Annotated in this window: 19 protein-coding genes and 1 tRNA gene; 4 read left to right on the top strand and 16 right to left on the bottom strand. The window is 56.2% G+C overall.

Annotated features, from left to right (window positions below; genetic code table 11):
- Positions 1-12 precede the first annotated feature (12 nt).
- From SynMITS9220_RS02455 to SynMITS9220_RS02475, 5 genes are all read right to left on the bottom strand, one after another.
- Entirely contained in the window at positions 13-729 is a 717-nt protein-coding gene (locus SynMITS9220_RS02455; RefSeq protein ID WP_186991775.1) for a pentapeptide repeat-containing protein, read from the bottom strand.
- 272 nt (positions 730-1001) lie between these two features.
- The gene (locus SynMITS9220_RS02460; protein ID WP_186990480.1) at positions 1002-1904 is read right to left on the bottom strand and encodes a phycobilisome rod-core linker polypeptide; all 903 of its coding nucleotides are present in this window, start codon (positions 1902-1904) and stop codon (positions 1002-1004) included.
- 314 nt (positions 1905-2218) lie between these two features.
- On the bottom strand, positions 2219-2941 hold the full coding sequence (locus SynMITS9220_RS02465; protein WP_186990482.1) for a phycobilisome rod-core linker polypeptide: 723 nt from the start codon (positions 2939-2941) through the stop codon (positions 2219-2221).
- 26 nt (positions 2942-2967) lie between these two features.
- Positions 2968-3594: a phycobilisome polypeptide gene (locus tag SynMITS9220_RS02470; RefSeq protein WP_186990484.1), complete on the bottom strand. Its 627-nt coding sequence runs from the start codon at positions 3592-3594 to the stop codon at positions 2968-2970.
- Complete coding sequence (locus SynMITS9220_RS02475; protein WP_186990485.1) at positions 3591-4037, bottom strand: hypothetical protein; 447 nt, start codon at positions 4035-4037, stop codon at positions 3591-3593. The genes SynMITS9220_RS02470 and SynMITS9220_RS02475 overlap by 4 nt, the downstream gene beginning before the upstream one ends.
- A 171-nt stretch (positions 4038-4208) precedes the next feature.
- Between SynMITS9220_RS02475 and SynMITS9220_RS02480 the strand changes: the two genes are divergently transcribed.
- Positions 4209-4676 (top strand): hypothetical protein, encoded by a 468-nt coding sequence (locus SynMITS9220_RS02480; protein WP_186990487.1) that lies wholly within the window; start codon positions 4209-4211, stop codon positions 4674-4676.
- Between the two features lie 29 nt (positions 4677-4705).
- Here SynMITS9220_RS02480 and SynMITS9220_RS02485 read toward each other — a convergent pair whose 3' ends face one another.
- Positions 4706-4939 (bottom strand): hypothetical protein, encoded by a 234-nt coding sequence (locus tag SynMITS9220_RS02485; RefSeq protein ID WP_186990489.1) that lies wholly within the window; start codon positions 4937-4939, stop codon positions 4706-4708.
- A 213-nt stretch (positions 4940-5152) separates the two neighbouring features.
- Between SynMITS9220_RS02485 and SynMITS9220_RS02490 the strand changes: the two genes are divergently transcribed.
- Together SynMITS9220_RS02490 and SynMITS9220_RS02495 are read left to right on the top strand one after the other, a co-directional pair.
- Positions 5153-5890, top strand: coding sequence for a hypothetical protein (locus tag SynMITS9220_RS02490; protein WP_186990491.1), 738 nt, complete (start codon positions 5153-5155; stop codon positions 5888-5890).
- Positions 5891-6089: 199 nt separating this feature from the next.
- Positions 6090-6350, top strand: a complete 261-nt coding sequence (locus tag SynMITS9220_RS02495) for a hypothetical protein (protein ID WP_255483190.1) — start codon at positions 6090-6092, stop codon at positions 6348-6350.
- A gap of 287 nt (positions 6351-6637) precedes the next feature.
- Here the strand turns inward: SynMITS9220_RS02495 and SynMITS9220_RS02500 are convergent.
- From SynMITS9220_RS02500 to psbB, 10 genes are all read right to left on the bottom strand, one after another.
- Positions 6638-6710 (bottom strand) — tRNA-Phe (locus SynMITS9220_RS02500).
- A gap of 25 nt (positions 6711-6735) precedes the next feature.
- On the bottom strand, positions 6736-7407 hold the full coding sequence (locus tag SynMITS9220_RS02505) for a ComF family protein (RefSeq protein WP_186990493.1): 672 nt from the start codon (positions 7405-7407) through the stop codon (positions 6736-6738).
- A gap of 21 nt (positions 7408-7428) precedes the next feature.
- On the bottom strand, positions 7429-7716 hold the full coding sequence (locus SynMITS9220_RS02510) for a DUF2470 domain-containing protein (protein ID WP_067095513.1): 288 nt from the start codon (positions 7714-7716) through the stop codon (positions 7429-7431).
- A 147-nt stretch (positions 7717-7863) separates the two neighbouring features.
- Positions 7864-9153 (bottom strand): FGGY-family carbohydrate kinase, encoded by a 1290-nt coding sequence (locus SynMITS9220_RS02515; RefSeq protein WP_186991779.1) that lies wholly within the window; start codon positions 9151-9153, stop codon positions 7864-7866.
- Positions 9154-9157: 4 nt separating this feature from the next.
- On the bottom strand, positions 9158-10384 hold the full coding sequence (metK, locus tag SynMITS9220_RS02520) for a methionine adenosyltransferase (protein ID WP_186990495.1): 1227 nt from the start codon (positions 10382-10384) through the stop codon (positions 9158-9160).
- A 40-nt stretch (positions 10385-10424) separates the two neighbouring features.
- Positions 10425-11222 carry an HAD family hydrolase gene (locus SynMITS9220_RS02525; RefSeq protein WP_186990497.1) on the bottom strand — a complete coding sequence of 266 codons (798 nt, stop codon included), beginning with the start codon at positions 11220-11222 and terminating at the stop codon, positions 10425-10427.
- Positions 11223-11235: 13 nt separating this feature from the next.
- On the bottom strand, positions 11236-12342 hold the full coding sequence (locus SynMITS9220_RS02530) for a 30S ribosomal protein S1 (RefSeq protein WP_186990499.1): 1107 nt from the start codon (positions 12340-12342) through the stop codon (positions 11236-11238).
- Positions 12343-12443: 101 nt separating this feature from the next.
- A complete protein-coding gene (nrdR, locus tag SynMITS9220_RS02535) occupies positions 12444-12920 on the bottom strand; it encodes a transcriptional regulator NrdR (protein WP_115124927.1) in 477 nt (158 codons plus the stop codon).
- Between the two features lie 117 nt (positions 12921-13037).
- Complete coding sequence (locus SynMITS9220_RS02540; RefSeq protein ID WP_006042122.1) at positions 13038-13133, bottom strand: photosystem II reaction center protein T; 96 nt, start codon at positions 13131-13133, stop codon at positions 13038-13040.
- 21 nt (positions 13134-13154) lie between these two features.
- On the bottom strand, positions 13155-14714 hold the full coding sequence (psbB, locus tag SynMITS9220_RS02545; RefSeq protein ID WP_115124822.1) for a photosystem II chlorophyll-binding protein CP47: 1560 nt from the start codon (positions 14712-14714) through the stop codon (positions 13155-13157).
- On the opposite strand from psbB, the gene SynMITS9220_RS02550 reads away from it, so the two are divergent.
- Positions 14713-15471: a 2Fe-2S iron-sulfur cluster-binding protein gene (locus tag SynMITS9220_RS02550; protein ID WP_370594357.1), complete on the top strand. Its 759-nt coding sequence runs from the start codon at positions 14713-14715 to the stop codon at positions 15469-15471. The genes psbB and SynMITS9220_RS02550 overlap by 2 nt on opposite strands.
- Positions 15472-15519 lie beyond the last annotated feature (48 nt).

Raw genomic sequence — 15519 nt, forward strand, 5'->3', positions numbered from 1 at the left:
CTTGAGCAGGCATCAGTTTTGGTTTTCTGAACCATTTTTCGCTTTCAGCGATTCCAGGCTTGTCCGCGTTGAGCTGCGTGTTAGCGGGTTCCATTGATCCAGTTCAAGCGCTCCACGGTTCAGCAATGTCTCCAGCTGCTGTCCAAGACCTCGGCACAGACTGAAGTCAGCTCCCCGAATCGATTCGACGCAGTCAAGTGCTGCAGCTTCGAGGTCTGCGCCTCGGAAATCGGCCATATCCAGCTGGCTGGTTCCAAAGCGTGTGCCTCTGCACATCGCACCTCGCAAGTTGGCGTGTCGAAGATCTGCCCCAGCCATCGCCGTGCCATCGAGAATTGCCCCGCTGAGATCGGTCCCGCTGAGATAGGCACCCATTAACACCGCTTTGCGCAGGTCAACTCCTCTTAAATCTGCGTTATTCAGAAAAGCACCATTGAGCTTTGCTCCTGGACCAACAGCACCGCTGTTTTGATGATCGAAATTCTCAGGAAACTTGGTGCTCGAGTCGTATACCGCCAGACGTAGATCTGCGCCTTCCAGTTTGCATTGGCTTAAATCACTGCCACGCAGGTTGCAACGGCAGAGCAAGGCGCCGCTCAGATCACGTTGACCTAAATCCTGTTGGCTCCAGTCGGAACCACGAGCATCCACTGCTGAACCTTGTGCGTTTTCAGGCGTTTGCGTCTCGGGGGCCGTCCAGTTGCGAAGGTCGATGAATTGAGACGTCAGAGCTCGATCCTCCTGAATTGCATTGCATCGAGGCTACCTCTCCTCCACCTGAATGATCTAATTCAATCAGTGCTCAAGGGTGATGGTTGTTGAGATTGAGTTGGTCCTTGCTCCTTGTGTGGGCCCTATCAATCGATCATCCCTTGATGGAGTGCTGAATTGCGCTGTTTTGGGACTGGATGCATTCATCAAAAAGCACCGACTGGATCAGTCGGTGCCGTGATGTTCAACTCTTCGTTGAGCTTGGTTTGCTGAATCCTCAGCCTCTTTCCTTATGCCCAGGTTTTAGCATTCTTAGACTGATACATGCGTTGGAATGCACCGCTGTAAGGGTCTTTGACGGCTTTGGAGTAAACGAATCCACTGACGTCGTATCCAGAACCTGATTGAGAAATTCGGCGAGCGTTGCTGAATTCCACCACCAGTTGGCTGCGCCCTTCGATTGTTGTATCTGAAGCAGCGTTGGCTGGAGTGACTCTGGCAAGATTGGTGAATGTGGAGCAATAAGCACCAGCTGCCGAAGTCCAGGCGCGTGGATACGGAACAGTGTCTGTTCCAAACACCTCCAGATACTCCCCAGAGTGGGTGATTTTGTAGATCAATGCATCAAATCCACCTTCGGCGATGAGCGTGATCGCTGCACTCACTTCAGCTTGATTAATGGGGGGTCTTCCAAGCAAATGCTTGTAGTTCAATTCGATGCCGCGAATCGGCGAAACACGATAGAAATACTTTTCTTTGTAGAGGTCTGACTTGGCAAGTCCTGCCACGAAATCCCTCACGCTGATTTCGCCGGTGCTGAGTTGCGACTCCAGCTCAGTGCAGCGCTGGTTACCCATGGGGCCCAGGTTGCCGAAAACCTGCTTGTAGCTTGCGGCGATCGCTGTCTCTAGGGCATCGCTTCCGTTGGCTGCGTAAACCTCGTTGACACTGCTGAAAGGACATTCGCTGTGAACCCTTGGTCCGATGCCAATGCCCATGGAGGAACACAGGTTTGCTTTGTATTCCTCAGGTGTTGAAGCAGCGAGGCCCTGGCGCGGAATCAAGTTGCCTTTTTCGCATTCCTGGCGGTAGAGATTGGTCGCCGTGTTGCGTCGTGTTTTGGTGGAGTTCCCTGCGGCGTAGGAGACGCGGTTCAGGTTCGTGAAATCACGTGTCGGCTTGATGGCGACCATTACTGATCTCAAAGGAGTGCTTGTGAACAGACAGTAATCGCGTTTTCGGATGAACTCCTCAGAGCAAGGAGGCTTGCAACAAAATGTTTTCTCGCGATTCTTCGACTTTCTTAATGGTCGCCGATTAGATGCTTAATGCTTCTTCACCTCAAGTATTTTGTGGTGCATTGGTTGTCATCAAATGATGCTCTTTTTTGCTTCCAGTAGCTCTTTTGCCGCAAATCTTCGCGTCATCTCGTGCCTCCATCATGGGAATGGCCGTTCTGCGTCGTCAGTTGTGCCTAAAAACGATGTCTAAATCAACCGTACTTCAATTAGCGAGTGCCATACATTTCTCCGGCAACAATAAGGAGAACTCTGATGATTTCAAAGGCTCCAATCGCAGCCAGGCCAAGCCAGGCCTTTTTAGCCCACTCAGGGGTTTTGATATAGGCAGGGACAAGCGTCTCAATTTCAAGCCTGGCTTGTAGTTTCTGGTCCCATTGTTGATCTCTCCAGTCGCTTCCGTAGCGAGGATATTGCTGGTAGATCGGCATTACTCCGGTTGAGGCACCTGGAATCACGCGTGAGCGCTGACTTGGAACATCGTCATAGCCAAATGAATCCAGATATTCGCTGCTGTCGAGCACAGCATCAACAAAGCTGCTGAAGCCTTTCTCTGCAATCAGGATTGACCAGCTGATTCGCTCGCTTTGGCCATGCACTTCTCTGCCGAGAACGCGGCCAACCACCTGATCGACAAGCCTGTAATTTGTGCTGCAGGCCACATAGCCTTCTTGGAAGCGTCTTGACAGCAGTAAGCCGCGGATGAAGTCCCTGGTTGTGATGCTTCCATCACGAAACTGGGATTCAAGGTTCACGTCACGATCGCATTCCATGGCGTGAAAGAAGATCTGCCGATAGGCCTGCTCGATCTGGAAGCCCCGGTCTTCACGGCTTGGATATGTCGCGCGATTCAGCTCAGACTTCAGGCCGCCCTGGTCGCCAACACGGTTGTTCTGGCTGGTCAGCGGGTAGTCGAGCAGCTGAAGCGCCATCCGTAGAAATGCTCAGTCAATGCTGCTTATTTTATGTCTGCTTCACTGCTTTCCCGCTGAGACCCGTCGTGTCTCTTCATCTCCTTGCGAATCATGTTGCCGAGGTGAGATAACGCATCACCCAGTGCTTCGGCATTGGCTCCTGCTCCCAATCTGCTGTAACTGGCCACTGAATGCAGGCGCAGTCGATCCAGAGCTAGCAGTAAGCCAGACACTGGCACGTCGAGTAGTGCATAAAGCTCTGCCAGGCATTGCATGCCCTCGCTATCCGTAACGTCGCTTTTACGTAATGCGGTGCCGTAAATGCTGACGCGCAGAAAATGAAAGCAGTCGCGCCAGCAGGCGTCGGCCCGATCCTGCGGGAACAACTTGCCGCCTGGTTGCACCAGCTGCGGCTGCTCTCTCAGAAGATCGGCACGCGCCTGGTCAACAAGATCTGAAACTTGCCATTGAAGTGCAGTCAGTGGAGCGGCTTCAAGACCTGACCAGTCACAACACTCTTGAATCTCTTCATCGCTGAGTAAGCGTTTGCTCTGATCGGCCTCATGGATCAGATCACGCAGGTTCTCCGGAAGGCTGGGATCTCCACTAAGCCCACACACCTTCGAATTGCGTGCAAGTTGTTTGATGCGTTCTGCTGAAGCGGAGCTCACGGATGAACCGCCTTGTTTCTCAAAGTCTTGGGAAGAATTGGGCATGCGGTCAGCCAGCCGTGGCGTTCCAGATAGAACGCCCAGGCAATCTCCTGCCCCACTCCTGGGCAGTGATCGGGGACGGCATCGGCAATTGGATCACTCACTCCAAGGCTTTTCAGCAGTGCTCCAACATCGGAAGCAGACCTCGCTGCCGTGCTGCGGATGGCGGCACCAACAACCCAGGTGAGTTTGGTTGCACCTAATGGGCAGGCGTCGCTTTCGCAGGCGAGCAGCACATTTCCAGGCTTCGTCATGGCTGCGAAGGTGTCCTGCCAGAGCTGCAGGTCATCTGGTTTGAGATTCAGCCGCAGGATCTGATCCCCGACCGAATGGAGCTGTTCGTTGTCAGCTCCAACCCCCTCGAGCAACGACATGAGGTTGGCCTGCTGTGATCCATCCATCGCTCAAATCCGGCCTTGGGAACTGTATCCGTACTGTTCGGAATCTCAGTTGCCGTGCGTCAGGGATGTCACCTGAAGTCGAATGGGGTGAGGTGGGGTTTGGCTCGCGCCAGGCACTCCTGGACAACCCACGCACGATCGATACGATCGGGCCGCCAACGCTCGTGTCCCATGGCTGCAGCTGAATCCAATGCGCTGATGGTCCAGCAGCTCAGTCGACAGCTGCATGCAGTGAGTGAGATCGCTGAGTCACTCACGCTGCGTTTGCTGGCCATGGAGGAGCGTTTTGAGCAGTTGCAACTGAATGCTTTGTCTGCTGGATCAGACCCTGCTCCAGATGAAGCCAGCCAACAGCTGCTTGATGACAGTGGTGACCGTCTCAGGCATCTCCAAGGACTGCTCGACGAAGACGCTCCCGGCCAGGTGCTCGAACTCGTGACTCCATCAGCCGATGAAATGGCTTCTGGCTGCGTTGATGAAGCCATCTCTGATCGTGAGGATCTCGATGAGCTTGAGCCCTCGCTGAATGAGACCGTTTATGTGGATGACCCGCAGATTGATCCTGCTCATGACCAGCTCAATGATCAGCACGACAATGATCAGGACGACAATGATCAAATTGATCTGTTGAGTGCCTGATCGTTGGGGTTCAAGGTTGCCTCAGCTGCTCACAGCTCCAGCAGGCGGACCCTGAACTGAGCAACTTGGCGAGCTTGTGTTGGATCTGACTGCACAAAAGGATGGTCGTTCAAATGGTCGATCACTGTTTCGATTTTTTCATCGACTGATTTGTTCTCAAGCTCGCCACGCTTGAGACATTCTTTCCAGGCGGGATCGAACACCATGGCGAATCCATCGGCGTTGTTGAACTGTCGATCGTCGTTAACCGGGATTGGAATCAATGAGCGGTTCTGCGAAGTGCCAGGACCAGGATTTGAGCTGGGGCTGATGCGACTATTGACCCGTTAAAACACTCAATTTGGTTGAGCAGTGATCAAGACAACGCCTTTTGGCAAAGGCTGGTCTTGCTGCTCCCATACCGCGACCTTGCGTTTGGTTTGGTTCGGCGGTAGCTCCTTCGCCCTCCTGATCGTTGGCGTTGGTAGGGCAACTCTATGTCTCGCTCTCTTCCCCAGAACTGGATCGACGGCACTCTGCACAGTCTGAATGTGGTGCGAGACCTGGGCTGGGCAGGGGCGATCGTTCATCCATCTCTATCCGTCTTCCGCCAGAAACCAAGCGCCAAAAGCAGGAAGACCAAGAATCTTCAATGGCGTTTTCTTCCAGAAAAGGCCGATGATCCGCGTCTTTTTCAGGGAAGAACCAACCGAGGACAAGGCAAGCGTCTGTCGATTGAGGGAACCTGTGGAACCACTGATCCCTGGGAAGCCGTCACTATTGCTGTGGCTGCTTCCCAGGAGCGGTGGCGAACTCTGCATCAGCAGCTGGAGCAGCTTCAGCGTGAGCAAAGCCAAGCCCTTTCGGTGTATTGGGAGCGCTGGTATGCCCATGCAGAGCAGCAACCAAGGAGCAATCGCAATCGCTGGTTAAGTGACAAGCGGAACCTCTGGAATGGAGCGATCGGCATTGGTCTTCAGCCGTGGGCCACGACCAAGACAATTGAGCGAATTTCCAGCAACGATTTTTTGGAGTTTTTGCTCATCGTTCGCAAGCACTGTGAAGCGCAGGGGCTCTCTGTGGACGACACCAGGCGTCAATACAAAGTCCTGATTCGTCACCTCTTCATGGAGGCAAGAGCCGATTTTCCTGCTCTCACTTGCCCGGAATTCCCTGTGATCAAGAAGCACGCCAGGAAAAGTGGCACGTCTGATCACCCTTCAGAAGATGCTTAGAGATGAGCTGGATGGGCTTTGAAGGTTTAGGCCGTCAGAGGACTTCAAGAGGTTTGTGCTGGTTGGGGAGCAGAACAAACACTTGTTTTGATGCTCTCTAGGTGTTGTTCCTTTTAGAACCTTGGTGCGGTTATTACGTCCGAAATCTGCTTCGGCGCATGGTCCCAGTCCATAACGTTCTTAAAACGTTCCTTTTTCCATGACTGAAGACAACTCCTCCCAAAATTCTCCCAGCAAGAAGAAAGGGAAGAAAGGTTGTGCTGGCAACAAGAAGGCGATGCTGGCCTATGGCGTGATTCAGATTTCTGCCACCGTCGTCTCCGCTATATCACTGGCAGCAATCGCCTTGGGGCTCTGTGCTGTCAAGCAGGAAAGCAAGGCGTTCAATGGTTGTGTAGACGAGGTCATCGCAAAGGGCGTGACCAATGCCGAAGCAGTTCGCTTCTGCAATGGCGGCTGATGGCTTCAATTGACGCCTGACGGCCCCTTTTCTCTGAACTGTGCCTTTGACGACGTTGTGTATCATATTGATACATAACACTGTGCTTGTCCGCTTGGAGGAGGTGCTGACTGAATCGGGAAGACACCAATAGGGGAATCACGGGGTGGCGCGAGAAACCATCCCGTTTTTTTGTTCGCTTTTGCGCTGATGCAACGCGGATGGATTTCAGGAGAGTCGGGCACTCAAAAGCACCCAACGGTGCCATTCCAGGAACCATTCGGTGCTCTTTGGGCGCTTAAGAAAGGTGCCAGGACCCAGATTTGAACTGGGGACACGGCGATTTTCAGTCGCCTGCTCTACCAACTGAGCTATCCCGGCGCGTTCTCTACGCGACCTTTGAATCTTAAATCACGGGGTGGAGCTCCCAGGGGGTTCTGGCCAGGCAAAGCACCCCTTGGATGTTGACTCCTGAAGCCTGAAGGGCCTGCTTCGCGGCCAGAACGGTTGCACCTGTTGTCACGATGTCATCGACCAGCCAGACCTGCTGCTGACTGCGCAGGTTCGTCCAGGCATGGCTTGTCCACTGAGTGGAAACCTGGTTCAGCCTGAAGCTGCCGCACTGGTTGCTCACTCTCTGTCGACGGTTCAGCCGGTGCTGACCCACCGTGGGGCGGCAACGCTGCAGCAGCTGAAGTGTTGGTCGTTCCAGGCAGCGGCAGATCAGTTCCGGAAGCGGATTCGACCGGCTCTTCGCCTTCCAGCCAGGGATCGGTATCAGCAGACTGCCTTGTGGCAGATCGCACTGAAGACTCGTGCAAATCGCTTGCAGAGAGCCAATCTTCGGATTCCTGCGCAACGACAGAATCAACTGACGCATGGCGCCTCTGTACCAAGAGGCCGCGCGCCAGGGCAGGGGGCTCATGCCCCTCTGCCCTGATTCTGCAAGCCCCAGACGTTGTTGGCAGGTCTGGCAGAGGCCTGATTGATCAGCTTCTGAGCTGGTCTGTCGCTTGCAGATCGCGCAACTGGGTTCGATCAGTAGCTGCTTCAGACAGCTCTTGATGCTGGTCAGCAAGGCAACGATCTGCGATTGACCTCAGGATTCCCCTTGGTCAGCACCGGCAGGCATGGCTCTCAACATGGCCACGAGAGTGCGGTGTGCGTCCTCGCTGTCGGTGAGCATGTGGTCGAAGGGAATGCTGAGGGTCTCGCCATTCACCTCAAGGGTCATGGCTTCTGCGGTCACTCCTGTCATCGAGGCTGCCGTTGCGGATGTCAGGCCTCCGTAGTGGTGGGCGTAGCGGAGCACAGCATCACTGTGGTCGTCATTCATATGACGACAGATGCGTTCGCTGATGGCTGGAGTGAGCGGTTCGGCGGCCATTGGAAAGATTCAGGGATTGATGAACGAAATCAGCTAAAGCGCTGCCAGAGCAGCAGGGCCAGTCGAAAACCGCTGTACCCCACGTATCCGGCCAACACGACGAACAACCCGATGGCGAGCGCGTCACGGAGTTTGTTTGCCAAAGGCTCATGGAAGCTCAGTCGATTCTCTCCCGGAATGGCTGATTTGGTCATGCTGCTGTTGCAGAGCGCTGAGTGCGAGTCGCGCCACCCCCGCAGCAGGAGGGCTGTCACAACTGCGGATCGGAACACCGATCAGCCGTTGCCTCAGGCGCCGCCACTGGGGGTTTCTGGCGCCCCCCCCCAGGGTCACGAGTCGTTGTGGCGCGGGTGCGCCGAGTTCAGTGAGCTTGGTCCAGCCCTGGCATTCAATCCGGCTCAGACCTTCCAAAAGACCATGCAGATAGAGCGCATCACTCACTGGTCGAGGAGTGAGGATTGGCTCAAGATCGGGATCATCCACGGGAAAGCGCTCTCCTTGACCGATCAGGGGCAGCAGCTTCAGTCCACTGTCTTGATCAGGGTCGATCTGTCGGCTCAGTTCCTCGAGGTCGATCCCTGGAAAGCAATCCCGCAGCACTGCACCGCCGCTGTTGGAGGCTCCCCCGGCCAGCCAGCGACCGCCCACTCGGTGGGTGGATGTCCCTGCACCAGCTCGTAAAGGGATGCTGGTGAAGCGTTTGAGCACAAGCGTGCTCCCAAGCACGGTGATGCCTTCATCGTCGGCGGCATCGGCGGTGAGGACTGCCGCATTGGCATCGGTTGTGCCTGCAATCACGAGCATGTCCTCCGATAGCCCCAGCTGTCTGGCTCGGGCAGCGTTTATGAATCCGAGCTTTGAGCCGCTGGGTCGGATCTGCGGCAGTGCCTCACGCCAGGCTTGCCGCTCAAAGGCACCAGGCCATCGTTGATCGCTGAGCGACCAGCCCAGGCGAAGGTTGTTGCCTTCTTCTCCAAACCTCCAGTCTTCAAGCAGCCAGCCGCTGATCCAATCAGCCTGGTGACGAAGAATCAGCGGCTGCGAGTGCTGTTCCAGCAGCCTCAGTGCGCGGGCCAAGCTGCCACTGGCGCTTGCCGCCGGCTGGCCTGCTTGCACCAGCCCACGCACCTGATCCAGCTGTTCCGGACAGGCAACGTTGTAAGGCAAAGCCTGTCCTAGGGGGGTGCCATGTGGATCGCAGGCCACCAATGTCCCTGAGGTTCCATCGACAGCCACAGCCCTGAGCTGGCTGCGCAGCTCGTGTGGGATGGCCTTGATCAGCTGGATGCAGCTTTTCAGCCAGTCATCTGGATCAGCCAGGCCTCGCTCGTAGCCGCTGGAATCCGTGTGGAGCAGATCGCGCTGTTGATTGAGAACCGCAACCCGCACTCCACTGGTGCCCAGATCAATTCCGAGCACCAGTGAATCGTGCATCAACCGATCAGGCGTTGCGTAGTTCTGCCGCCTTGGCGTCAACGTTCTCCCAGGGAGCCTTCAGGTCATTGCGGCCGAAGTGTCCGTAGGCCGCCGTGTCCTGGTAGAAGCGTCCACCACGTTGCTGAGGCAGGTTGCGCAGTCCGAAACTTTCGATGATGGCTCCGGGGCGCAGGTCAAAGTGCTCCTGAACCAGGCCTGTCAGCGCATCGTTGGCCAACTGGCTTGTTCCGAAGGATTCCACCAAAATCGACACCGGCTTGGCAACGCCGATGGCATAGCTCAGCTGGACCTCGGCCCTTTCGGCCAGACCAGCTGCTACAAGGCATTTCGCCACGTAACGAGCTGCATAGGCTGCTGAGCGGTCCACTTTGGTGGGGTCCTTGCCTGAGAAGGCGCCGCCGCCATGACGGGCATACCCCCCGTACGTATCCACGATGATCTTGCGACCGGTGAGCCCGGCATCACCCTGGGGACCGCCGACAACAAACTTTCCGGTCGGGTTGACGAGATATTTGGTCGCTTCGCGACTGGGTTTCAGGGCTAGATCGGCTGTTGCCGGCTCCACGACGTGGGTCCAGAGGTCCTCCGTGATCCGCTCACGGATGCCCTGTTCATCACTCATGCCTCCCACCTCAGCCGTGTGCTGGGTTGAGATCAGGATCGTGTCGATCGCAACCGGCTTGTCATTCTCATAAACCACACTCACCTGCGTTTTGCCGTCAGGCAAGAGGTAATCGAGGGTGCCGTTGTGACGTACTTCCGCCAGCCTTCTTGCCAGCCGGTGGGCCAGGCTGATGGGCAGGGGCATCAGCTCGGGTGTCTCGTTGCATGCATAGCCGAACATGATCCCCTGATCGCCGGCGCCAACCAAATCCAGCGGATCGCCAGCGTGGTCGTCGGCTTCATTCACACCCTGAGCGATGTCGGGCGACTGCTGGTCAAGGGCGACCAAGACAGCACAGCTGTTGGCATCAAAGCCACCGGCGCGAGCCCCGCTGTATCCGATTTCCTTGATCACATTGCGAACAAGGTGGATGAAGTCCACTTGCGCTTTGGATGTCACTTCGCCTGTGATCATGCAAAGGCCAGTGTTCACAACTGTTTCGCAGGCCACACGGCTGGTTGGATCCTGCGCCAGAAGGGCGTCGAGTACGGCATCACTGACCTGATCGCAGATCTTGTCGGGATGCCCCTCCGTCACGGATTCAGAGGTAAAAACGTATCGACTCATGGCCATCTGTCATTGGCGGCGACTTTACGGGGTCGACCCTTTAATCCTTTGACATTGCGTCTGTTGTTGCGGTCAGTTCGCTCCAGTGACTGATCAGATGTTCATGGGCGGTGAGCGTTGGCTCGCGATGCCATCCGGCCACATAGCCGATGGTCAGTCCGATCCCTGCCTGTCGTGCCATCAACAGATCGGTGTCGGCATCTCCGATCAGGGCGCAGTTCTCCACTCGGAGGTCCAGCTGTGAGCACAGTCCCTGAACAGCTCCAGGGTCTGGTTTGGCTGGGTGGTGATCGGCACTCCAGAGCCCACTGATGCAGTCATTCAGTTGGTGCTGGTGCAGAAAGTTCTCAATGCCCTCTGTGGTGTCATTACTGATCACGGCACAAGTGATTCCAGCAGCGGCCAGCTCTCTGAGAAGCCTTGCTGCATCAGGCAACAAGCCAATCGGGTACCCACCTGGATGCAGCGCCTGTCTGTGGTGATCCACATGATCAAACACCTCCTGAGCCAGGACCAGTGATTGAGGCCAGCTCAGATTCATCTGACAGAACACCGTTGCAGTGCTCAGCAGGTTGTGATGTCGCGACGCGACGGCCAGCGTGCCGTCAGGGATGACCCCGGCACTACAGCGTCCGTAGGTTCGCGCTAGCAGATCGTTCAGCTCCTGAAGCTCGCCAGCTGAGGCACCTCTCGATCTAAAACGGCGCCCTGCTTCATCAAGCCTGGCGTCTGCCAGTTCGATTAAACGCGGCTCGCTATGGGAAAGGGTGCCGTCCTTATCGAACAGCACCCCCTGCACTGAACCGAGCTCGCGGTCCTTGAGTTTGAGATGAGCCATTGGCTCGGCTCCCTCAAATCATCATTGAACCCAGGGGCTCTTCGCCTTCCTCGGCTTGCTCAAGCAACATCTGCTTGTAGCGAGCAGCCATTTCTTCAGCCTTGTCAAAGACCTTCTGCGGATCCGTGAGCATGTCACCAGGCTCCGGTTCAAGCGCTTTGGTGGAGAGTGAAATGCGGCCTCGTTCGGCGTCGAGATCGATGATCATCACTTTCATCTGATCATTCACGTTCAGCACCGAGTGTGGCGTTTCGATGTGCTCGTGACTGATTTCAGAGATGTGCAGCAGACCGCTGACACCGCCGATGTCGATAAAAGCGCCGTAAGGCTTGATGCCGCGAACGGTACCCACGACCACCTCACCCACTTCGAGGCGGTTCATCTTGCGTTCGACCAAAGCGCGCCTGTGACTCAGCACCAGACGATTGCGCTCTTCATCGACCTCAAGGAACTTGAGGGGGAGGAAGTCGGCAACAAGTTCTTCCTTGGGTTTACGGGTGCTGATATGGGATCCGGGGATGAAGCCACGCAGTCCTTCCACCCTCACCAGGGCTCCACCTCTGTTGGTGGCAAACACCTCGGAGTAGATGGTGGCGTCTTCCTTCTGCAGCTGGCGGACACGTTCCCAGGCTCGCTGGTATTCGATCCGGCGAATGGAGAGGGAGAGCTGTCCGTCTTCGTTCTCCTCGCTCATGATGAAGAACTCCCGGATTTCTCCGGGTTGCAGCACATCGCTGAGTCCTTCAACGCGATTGATCGACACCTCCTGAAGAGGCATGAATGCAGCGGTTTTGGCTCCGATATCGATCATTGCGCCCTTGGATTCCAGGGCGAAAACCGTGCCGTTGACAATGTCTCCGGGCTTGAAGTTGTAGTCGTACTTACTGAGTAATGCCGCGAATTCATCAAGGGTGAATCCAGCACTGTCGATGTCCCGGCTCGTCGCCCGGCTGCTGGGATCATCAGCCGTGGGGATGTCTTCGGGAATGCCGAGGTCTTCATCGGTACCGAAGTCGGCTTGATCAGCTGACCCTTCAGCTACGGCTTCGGTTTCGGATGTGACCGCTTCTGCGGTGTCCACTGCAGATTCCTGGGAAGGATCTGTGGGAGTGACAGTCATGGAACGTTGGCGGTCTGCCTCTTGGACAGAGCGATGGGATCTGATACAGGCCCGCCGACCTGGATCAGGCAATTGCCGAGTCTACAGATCGACGACCAAGCTCAGATCGCGGCTGTCAGCTCCGCCTTGGTTGCATTGATACCTTCCAGGGTGGCGACAAAATCACTCACACCGCTGAACTGGCGATAAACGGATGCAAAGCGGATATAGGCGACTTCGCTGAGACTTTTCAACTTGTCGAGCACAAGTTCACCGATGTCGCTGCTGCAGACTTCACGGCCGCTGCGTTGTTGAAGGCTGAGTTCCAGCTCTTCAACCATGGTTTCAAGGCGTTCTGGAGGAATCCCAGTTTTCTCGCAAGCTCGACTTAAGCCATGAAGCAATTTGCTCCGACTGAAAGTTTCACGATTGCCATTTCGCTTAATCACTGTGATTGGAACGGTTTCAACCCGTTCGTATGTTGTGAAACGAAATTCGCAATTGAGGCACTCCCTGCGCCGACGCACGCTTCTACCTCCGTCGGCGGCTCTTGATTCGAGCACCCGGCTATCGGTGTTCTGGCAGGAGGGGCACTGCACGCCCAAGCAATTACGTAGATGTATGAATTGTAAGGCTCGCGTCCACCCATGACATCTGCGGAGCGAATTCACGTTTTAGACATAAAAAAAGCCCCGCTGAAAGCGGGGCGGAGATGATCACTTGCCGATCTTCGGGGGATCGCGGAATGCGATCGCGAAGAACAGAGTTGCAATCGCGAGAGTGAGGATGAGGATGTAAGCGAAGCTTTCCATCGGTTATCTCCTAAGGACTGATCAGCTGAGCGGTGTGCCTGCAGGGGGAACGTAGCCCTCTGGCAATCGGCGGGTGGAACGGTCTCCCAGTTTTTGGAAGAGTCCAAATTCCACCTGTTCGCCGAGGTCGGGATCAATTCCGGCGAACACATCGCGATACAACGTACGAGCTCCGTGCCAGATGTGGCCGAAGAAGAACAGCAGCGCGAATGTGGCGTGCCCGAAGGTGAACCAGCCGCGAGGTGAGCTGCGGAAGACGCCGTCGGAGTTGTAGGTCTCGCGATCGAATTCGAACGCTTCTCCCAGCTGTGCTTTGCGGGCTAATCGCTTCACGTCAGCGGGGTCAGTGAAGGTTTGACCGTCGAGTGCACCACCGAAGACTGATGCTGTGACGCCTTGCTGTTCGAAGGAGTACTTGGCTTCAGCGCGACGGAAGGGAATATCAGCCCGGACAATGCCATCGGAGTCTTCGAGAATCACTGGGAAGTTCTCAAAGAAGTTGGGCAGACGGCGAACTTGAAGTTCGCGTCCTTCTTTGTCGGTGAAAGCGATATGCCCAAGCCAGCCGGTCGGCAGGCCATCACCATTGACCATGGGACCGACGCGGAACAGTCCACCTTTGGCAGGACTGTTGCCGACATAGTCATAGAAGGCCAGCTTTTCGGGGATCGAAGCGTAGGCCTCTGATTCCGATTGACCTTGATCCATCGCGGTTTGAACGCGACGGTTGATCTCAGTCTTGAAGTAGCTCTGGTCCCACTGATAACGAGTGGGGCCAAATAGCTCAATCGGAGTGGCAGCAGCTCCGTACCACATGGTCCCTGCAACGATGAACGCAGCAAAGAACACGGCAGCGATCGCACTCGCCAAAACGGTTTCGATGTTGCCCATCCGTAGTGCCTTGTAAAGGCGCTCCGGCGGACGCGTTGTGATGTGGAAAATTCCAGCAATGATGCCGACGATTCCAGCTGCAATGTGGTGGGCAACGATTCCGCCAGGGTTGAAGGGGTTGAAACCTTCAGGACCCCATGACGGTTGCACCGGCTCTAAGTGACCCGTGATGCCATAAGGATCAGAGATCCACATCCCAGGACCGAAAACACCGGTGAGGTGGAAGGCTCCAAATCCGAAGCAGCCGAGGCCTGCGAGGAGCAGGTGGATGCCAAAGATTTTGGGGAGATCGAGAGCTGGCTCCCCGGTGCGGGGGTCCTGCCAGATCTCAAGATCCCAAAAAGTCCAGTGCCAGATGGCGGCCAGCATGAGCAGGCCGCTGAACACGATGTGAGCAGCTGCGACACCTTCGAAGCTCCAGAAGCCAGGATCCACACCAGTGGCCCCTGTAATGCTCCAGCCACCCCAGCTGTCCGTCACGCCCAGGCGGGCCATGAAGGGCATCACGAACATGCCCTGACGCCACATCGGGTTCAGGACTGGATCGGAGGGGTCGAAGATGGCGAGTTCATAAAGAGCCATCGAGCCGGCCCAGCCGGCGACGAGGGCAGTGTGCATGAGGTGCACGGCCAGAAGGCGGCCTGGGTCGTTAATGACGACGGTGTGCACCCGATACCAGGGCAATCCCATGGGTCAGGTTCGGGGGAACGGAGCTGCCAATGCAGCCAGACCTGGCGATCGTAGGGCGTTCACTTCGATGTACGCGTCAGGCTGTCGTGAGCTGCAACGTGAATTGACGGTTGCCCAGGTGATCGAAATTCTCGATCCCGCCGCTTTCCTGGCATTGCTTGTGTTCGCTGCCATCTCTGGCCGGGGGGTTACAAAACGCAACCTGGGGCTCGTAGTGTCTATGCCTCGGCGTGTCGCAGCGCCCTTCTCTGCAAGAGGTTCAATGCCTGTCATCCGTTTTGTGCGTGAGGGTCGGGATGTGGAGTGCTTCCCGGGTGAAAACCTGCGCGCTGTGGCCGTCCGTGAAGGGATTCAGCTCTATGGGCTGAAAGGGCAGCTCGGTAACTGTGGTGGCTGCGGACAGTGCAGCACCTGCTTTGTGAAAGTTGAAGGCGAGACGTCGACAGCCGCCATGAGTCCGAGAACTGCGGTGGAGGAGGCCAAGCTCAGACGGAGGCCAGAAGGATGGCGCCTTGCTTGTCAATCTCTGGTTGAGCAGTCGGTCGTGGTGGTAACCAAGCCACAGGCTTCGATGCCTGATCAGGACAAGCGGGTGGCTGCAGCCTTGGCGGCGCCTCTGCCTCCCGGACCCTTGGAATGGCCTGGTGCGTCCGCCGTTGATGAGGACGCTGATGACAAGTCAGTCACTGACGAAACCATGCAGCCTTTGGAAGTCTCTCGTCAAGGTTCGCCTGCAACGCCCGGTGAAGAGCGCTGATCGGTTCGAGTCAAAGCTTTCCGGACGGTGATACGTTCCAGCAGGTTC

Source organism: Synechococcus sp. MIT S9220 (assembly GCF_014304815.1).
Lineage (GTDB): Bacteria > Cyanobacteriota > Cyanobacteriia > PCC-6307 > Cyanobiaceae > Synechococcus_C.

Excerpts from the sequence above, each read along its gene's own strand:
- SynMITS9220_RS02465 (WP_186990482.1), bottom strand. The coding sequence starts at position 2,941 with ATGGCGCTTCAGCTGCTCGACTACCCGCTGACCAGCCAGAACAACCGT.
- SynMITS9220_RS02510 (WP_067095513.1), bottom strand. The coding sequence starts at position 7,716 with ATGGCCGCCGAACCGCTCACTCCAGCCATCAGCGAACGCATCTGTCGT.
- SynMITS9220_RS02460 (WP_186990480.1), bottom strand. The coding sequence starts at position 1,904 with ATGGTCGCCATCAAGCCGACACGTGATTTCACGAACCTGAACCGCGTC.
- SynMITS9220_RS02490 (WP_186990491.1), top strand. The coding sequence starts at position 5,153 with ATGTCTCGCTCTCTTCCCCAGAACTGGATCGACGGCACTCTGCACAGT.
- SynMITS9220_RS02530 (WP_186990499.1), bottom strand. The coding sequence starts at position 12,342 with ATGACTGTCACTCCCACAGATCCTTCCCAGGAATCTGCAGTGGACACC.
- metK (WP_186990495.1), bottom strand. The coding sequence starts at position 10,384 with ATGAGTCGATACGTTTTTACCTCTGAATCCGTGACGGAGGGGCATCCC.
- SynMITS9220_RS02525 (WP_186990497.1), bottom strand. The coding sequence starts at position 11,222 with ATGGCTCATCTCAAACTCAAGGACCGCGAGCTCGGTTCAGTGCAGGGG.
- SynMITS9220_RS02475 (WP_186990485.1), bottom strand. The coding sequence starts at position 4,037 with ATGGATGGATCACAGCAGGCCAACCTCATGTCGTTGCTCGAGGGGGTT.
- SynMITS9220_RS02550 (WP_370594357.1), top strand. The coding sequence starts at position 14,713 with ATGGGTCAGGTTCGGGGGAACGGAGCTGCCAATGCAGCCAGACCTGGC.
- SynMITS9220_RS02540 (WP_006042122.1), bottom strand. The coding sequence starts at position 13,133 with ATGGAAAGCTTCGCTTACATCCTCATCCTCACTCTCGCGATTGCAACT.
- SynMITS9220_RS02480 (WP_186990487.1), top strand. The coding sequence starts at position 4,209 with ATGGCTGCAGCTGAATCCAATGCGCTGATGGTCCAGCAGCTCAGTCGA.
- psbB (WP_115124822.1), bottom strand. The coding sequence starts at position 14,714 with ATGGGATTGCCCTGGTATCGGGTGCACACCGTCGTCATTAACGACCCA.
- SynMITS9220_RS02495 (WP_255483190.1), top strand. The coding sequence starts at position 6,090 with ATGACTGAAGACAACTCCTCCCAAAATTCTCCCAGCAAGAAGAAAGGG.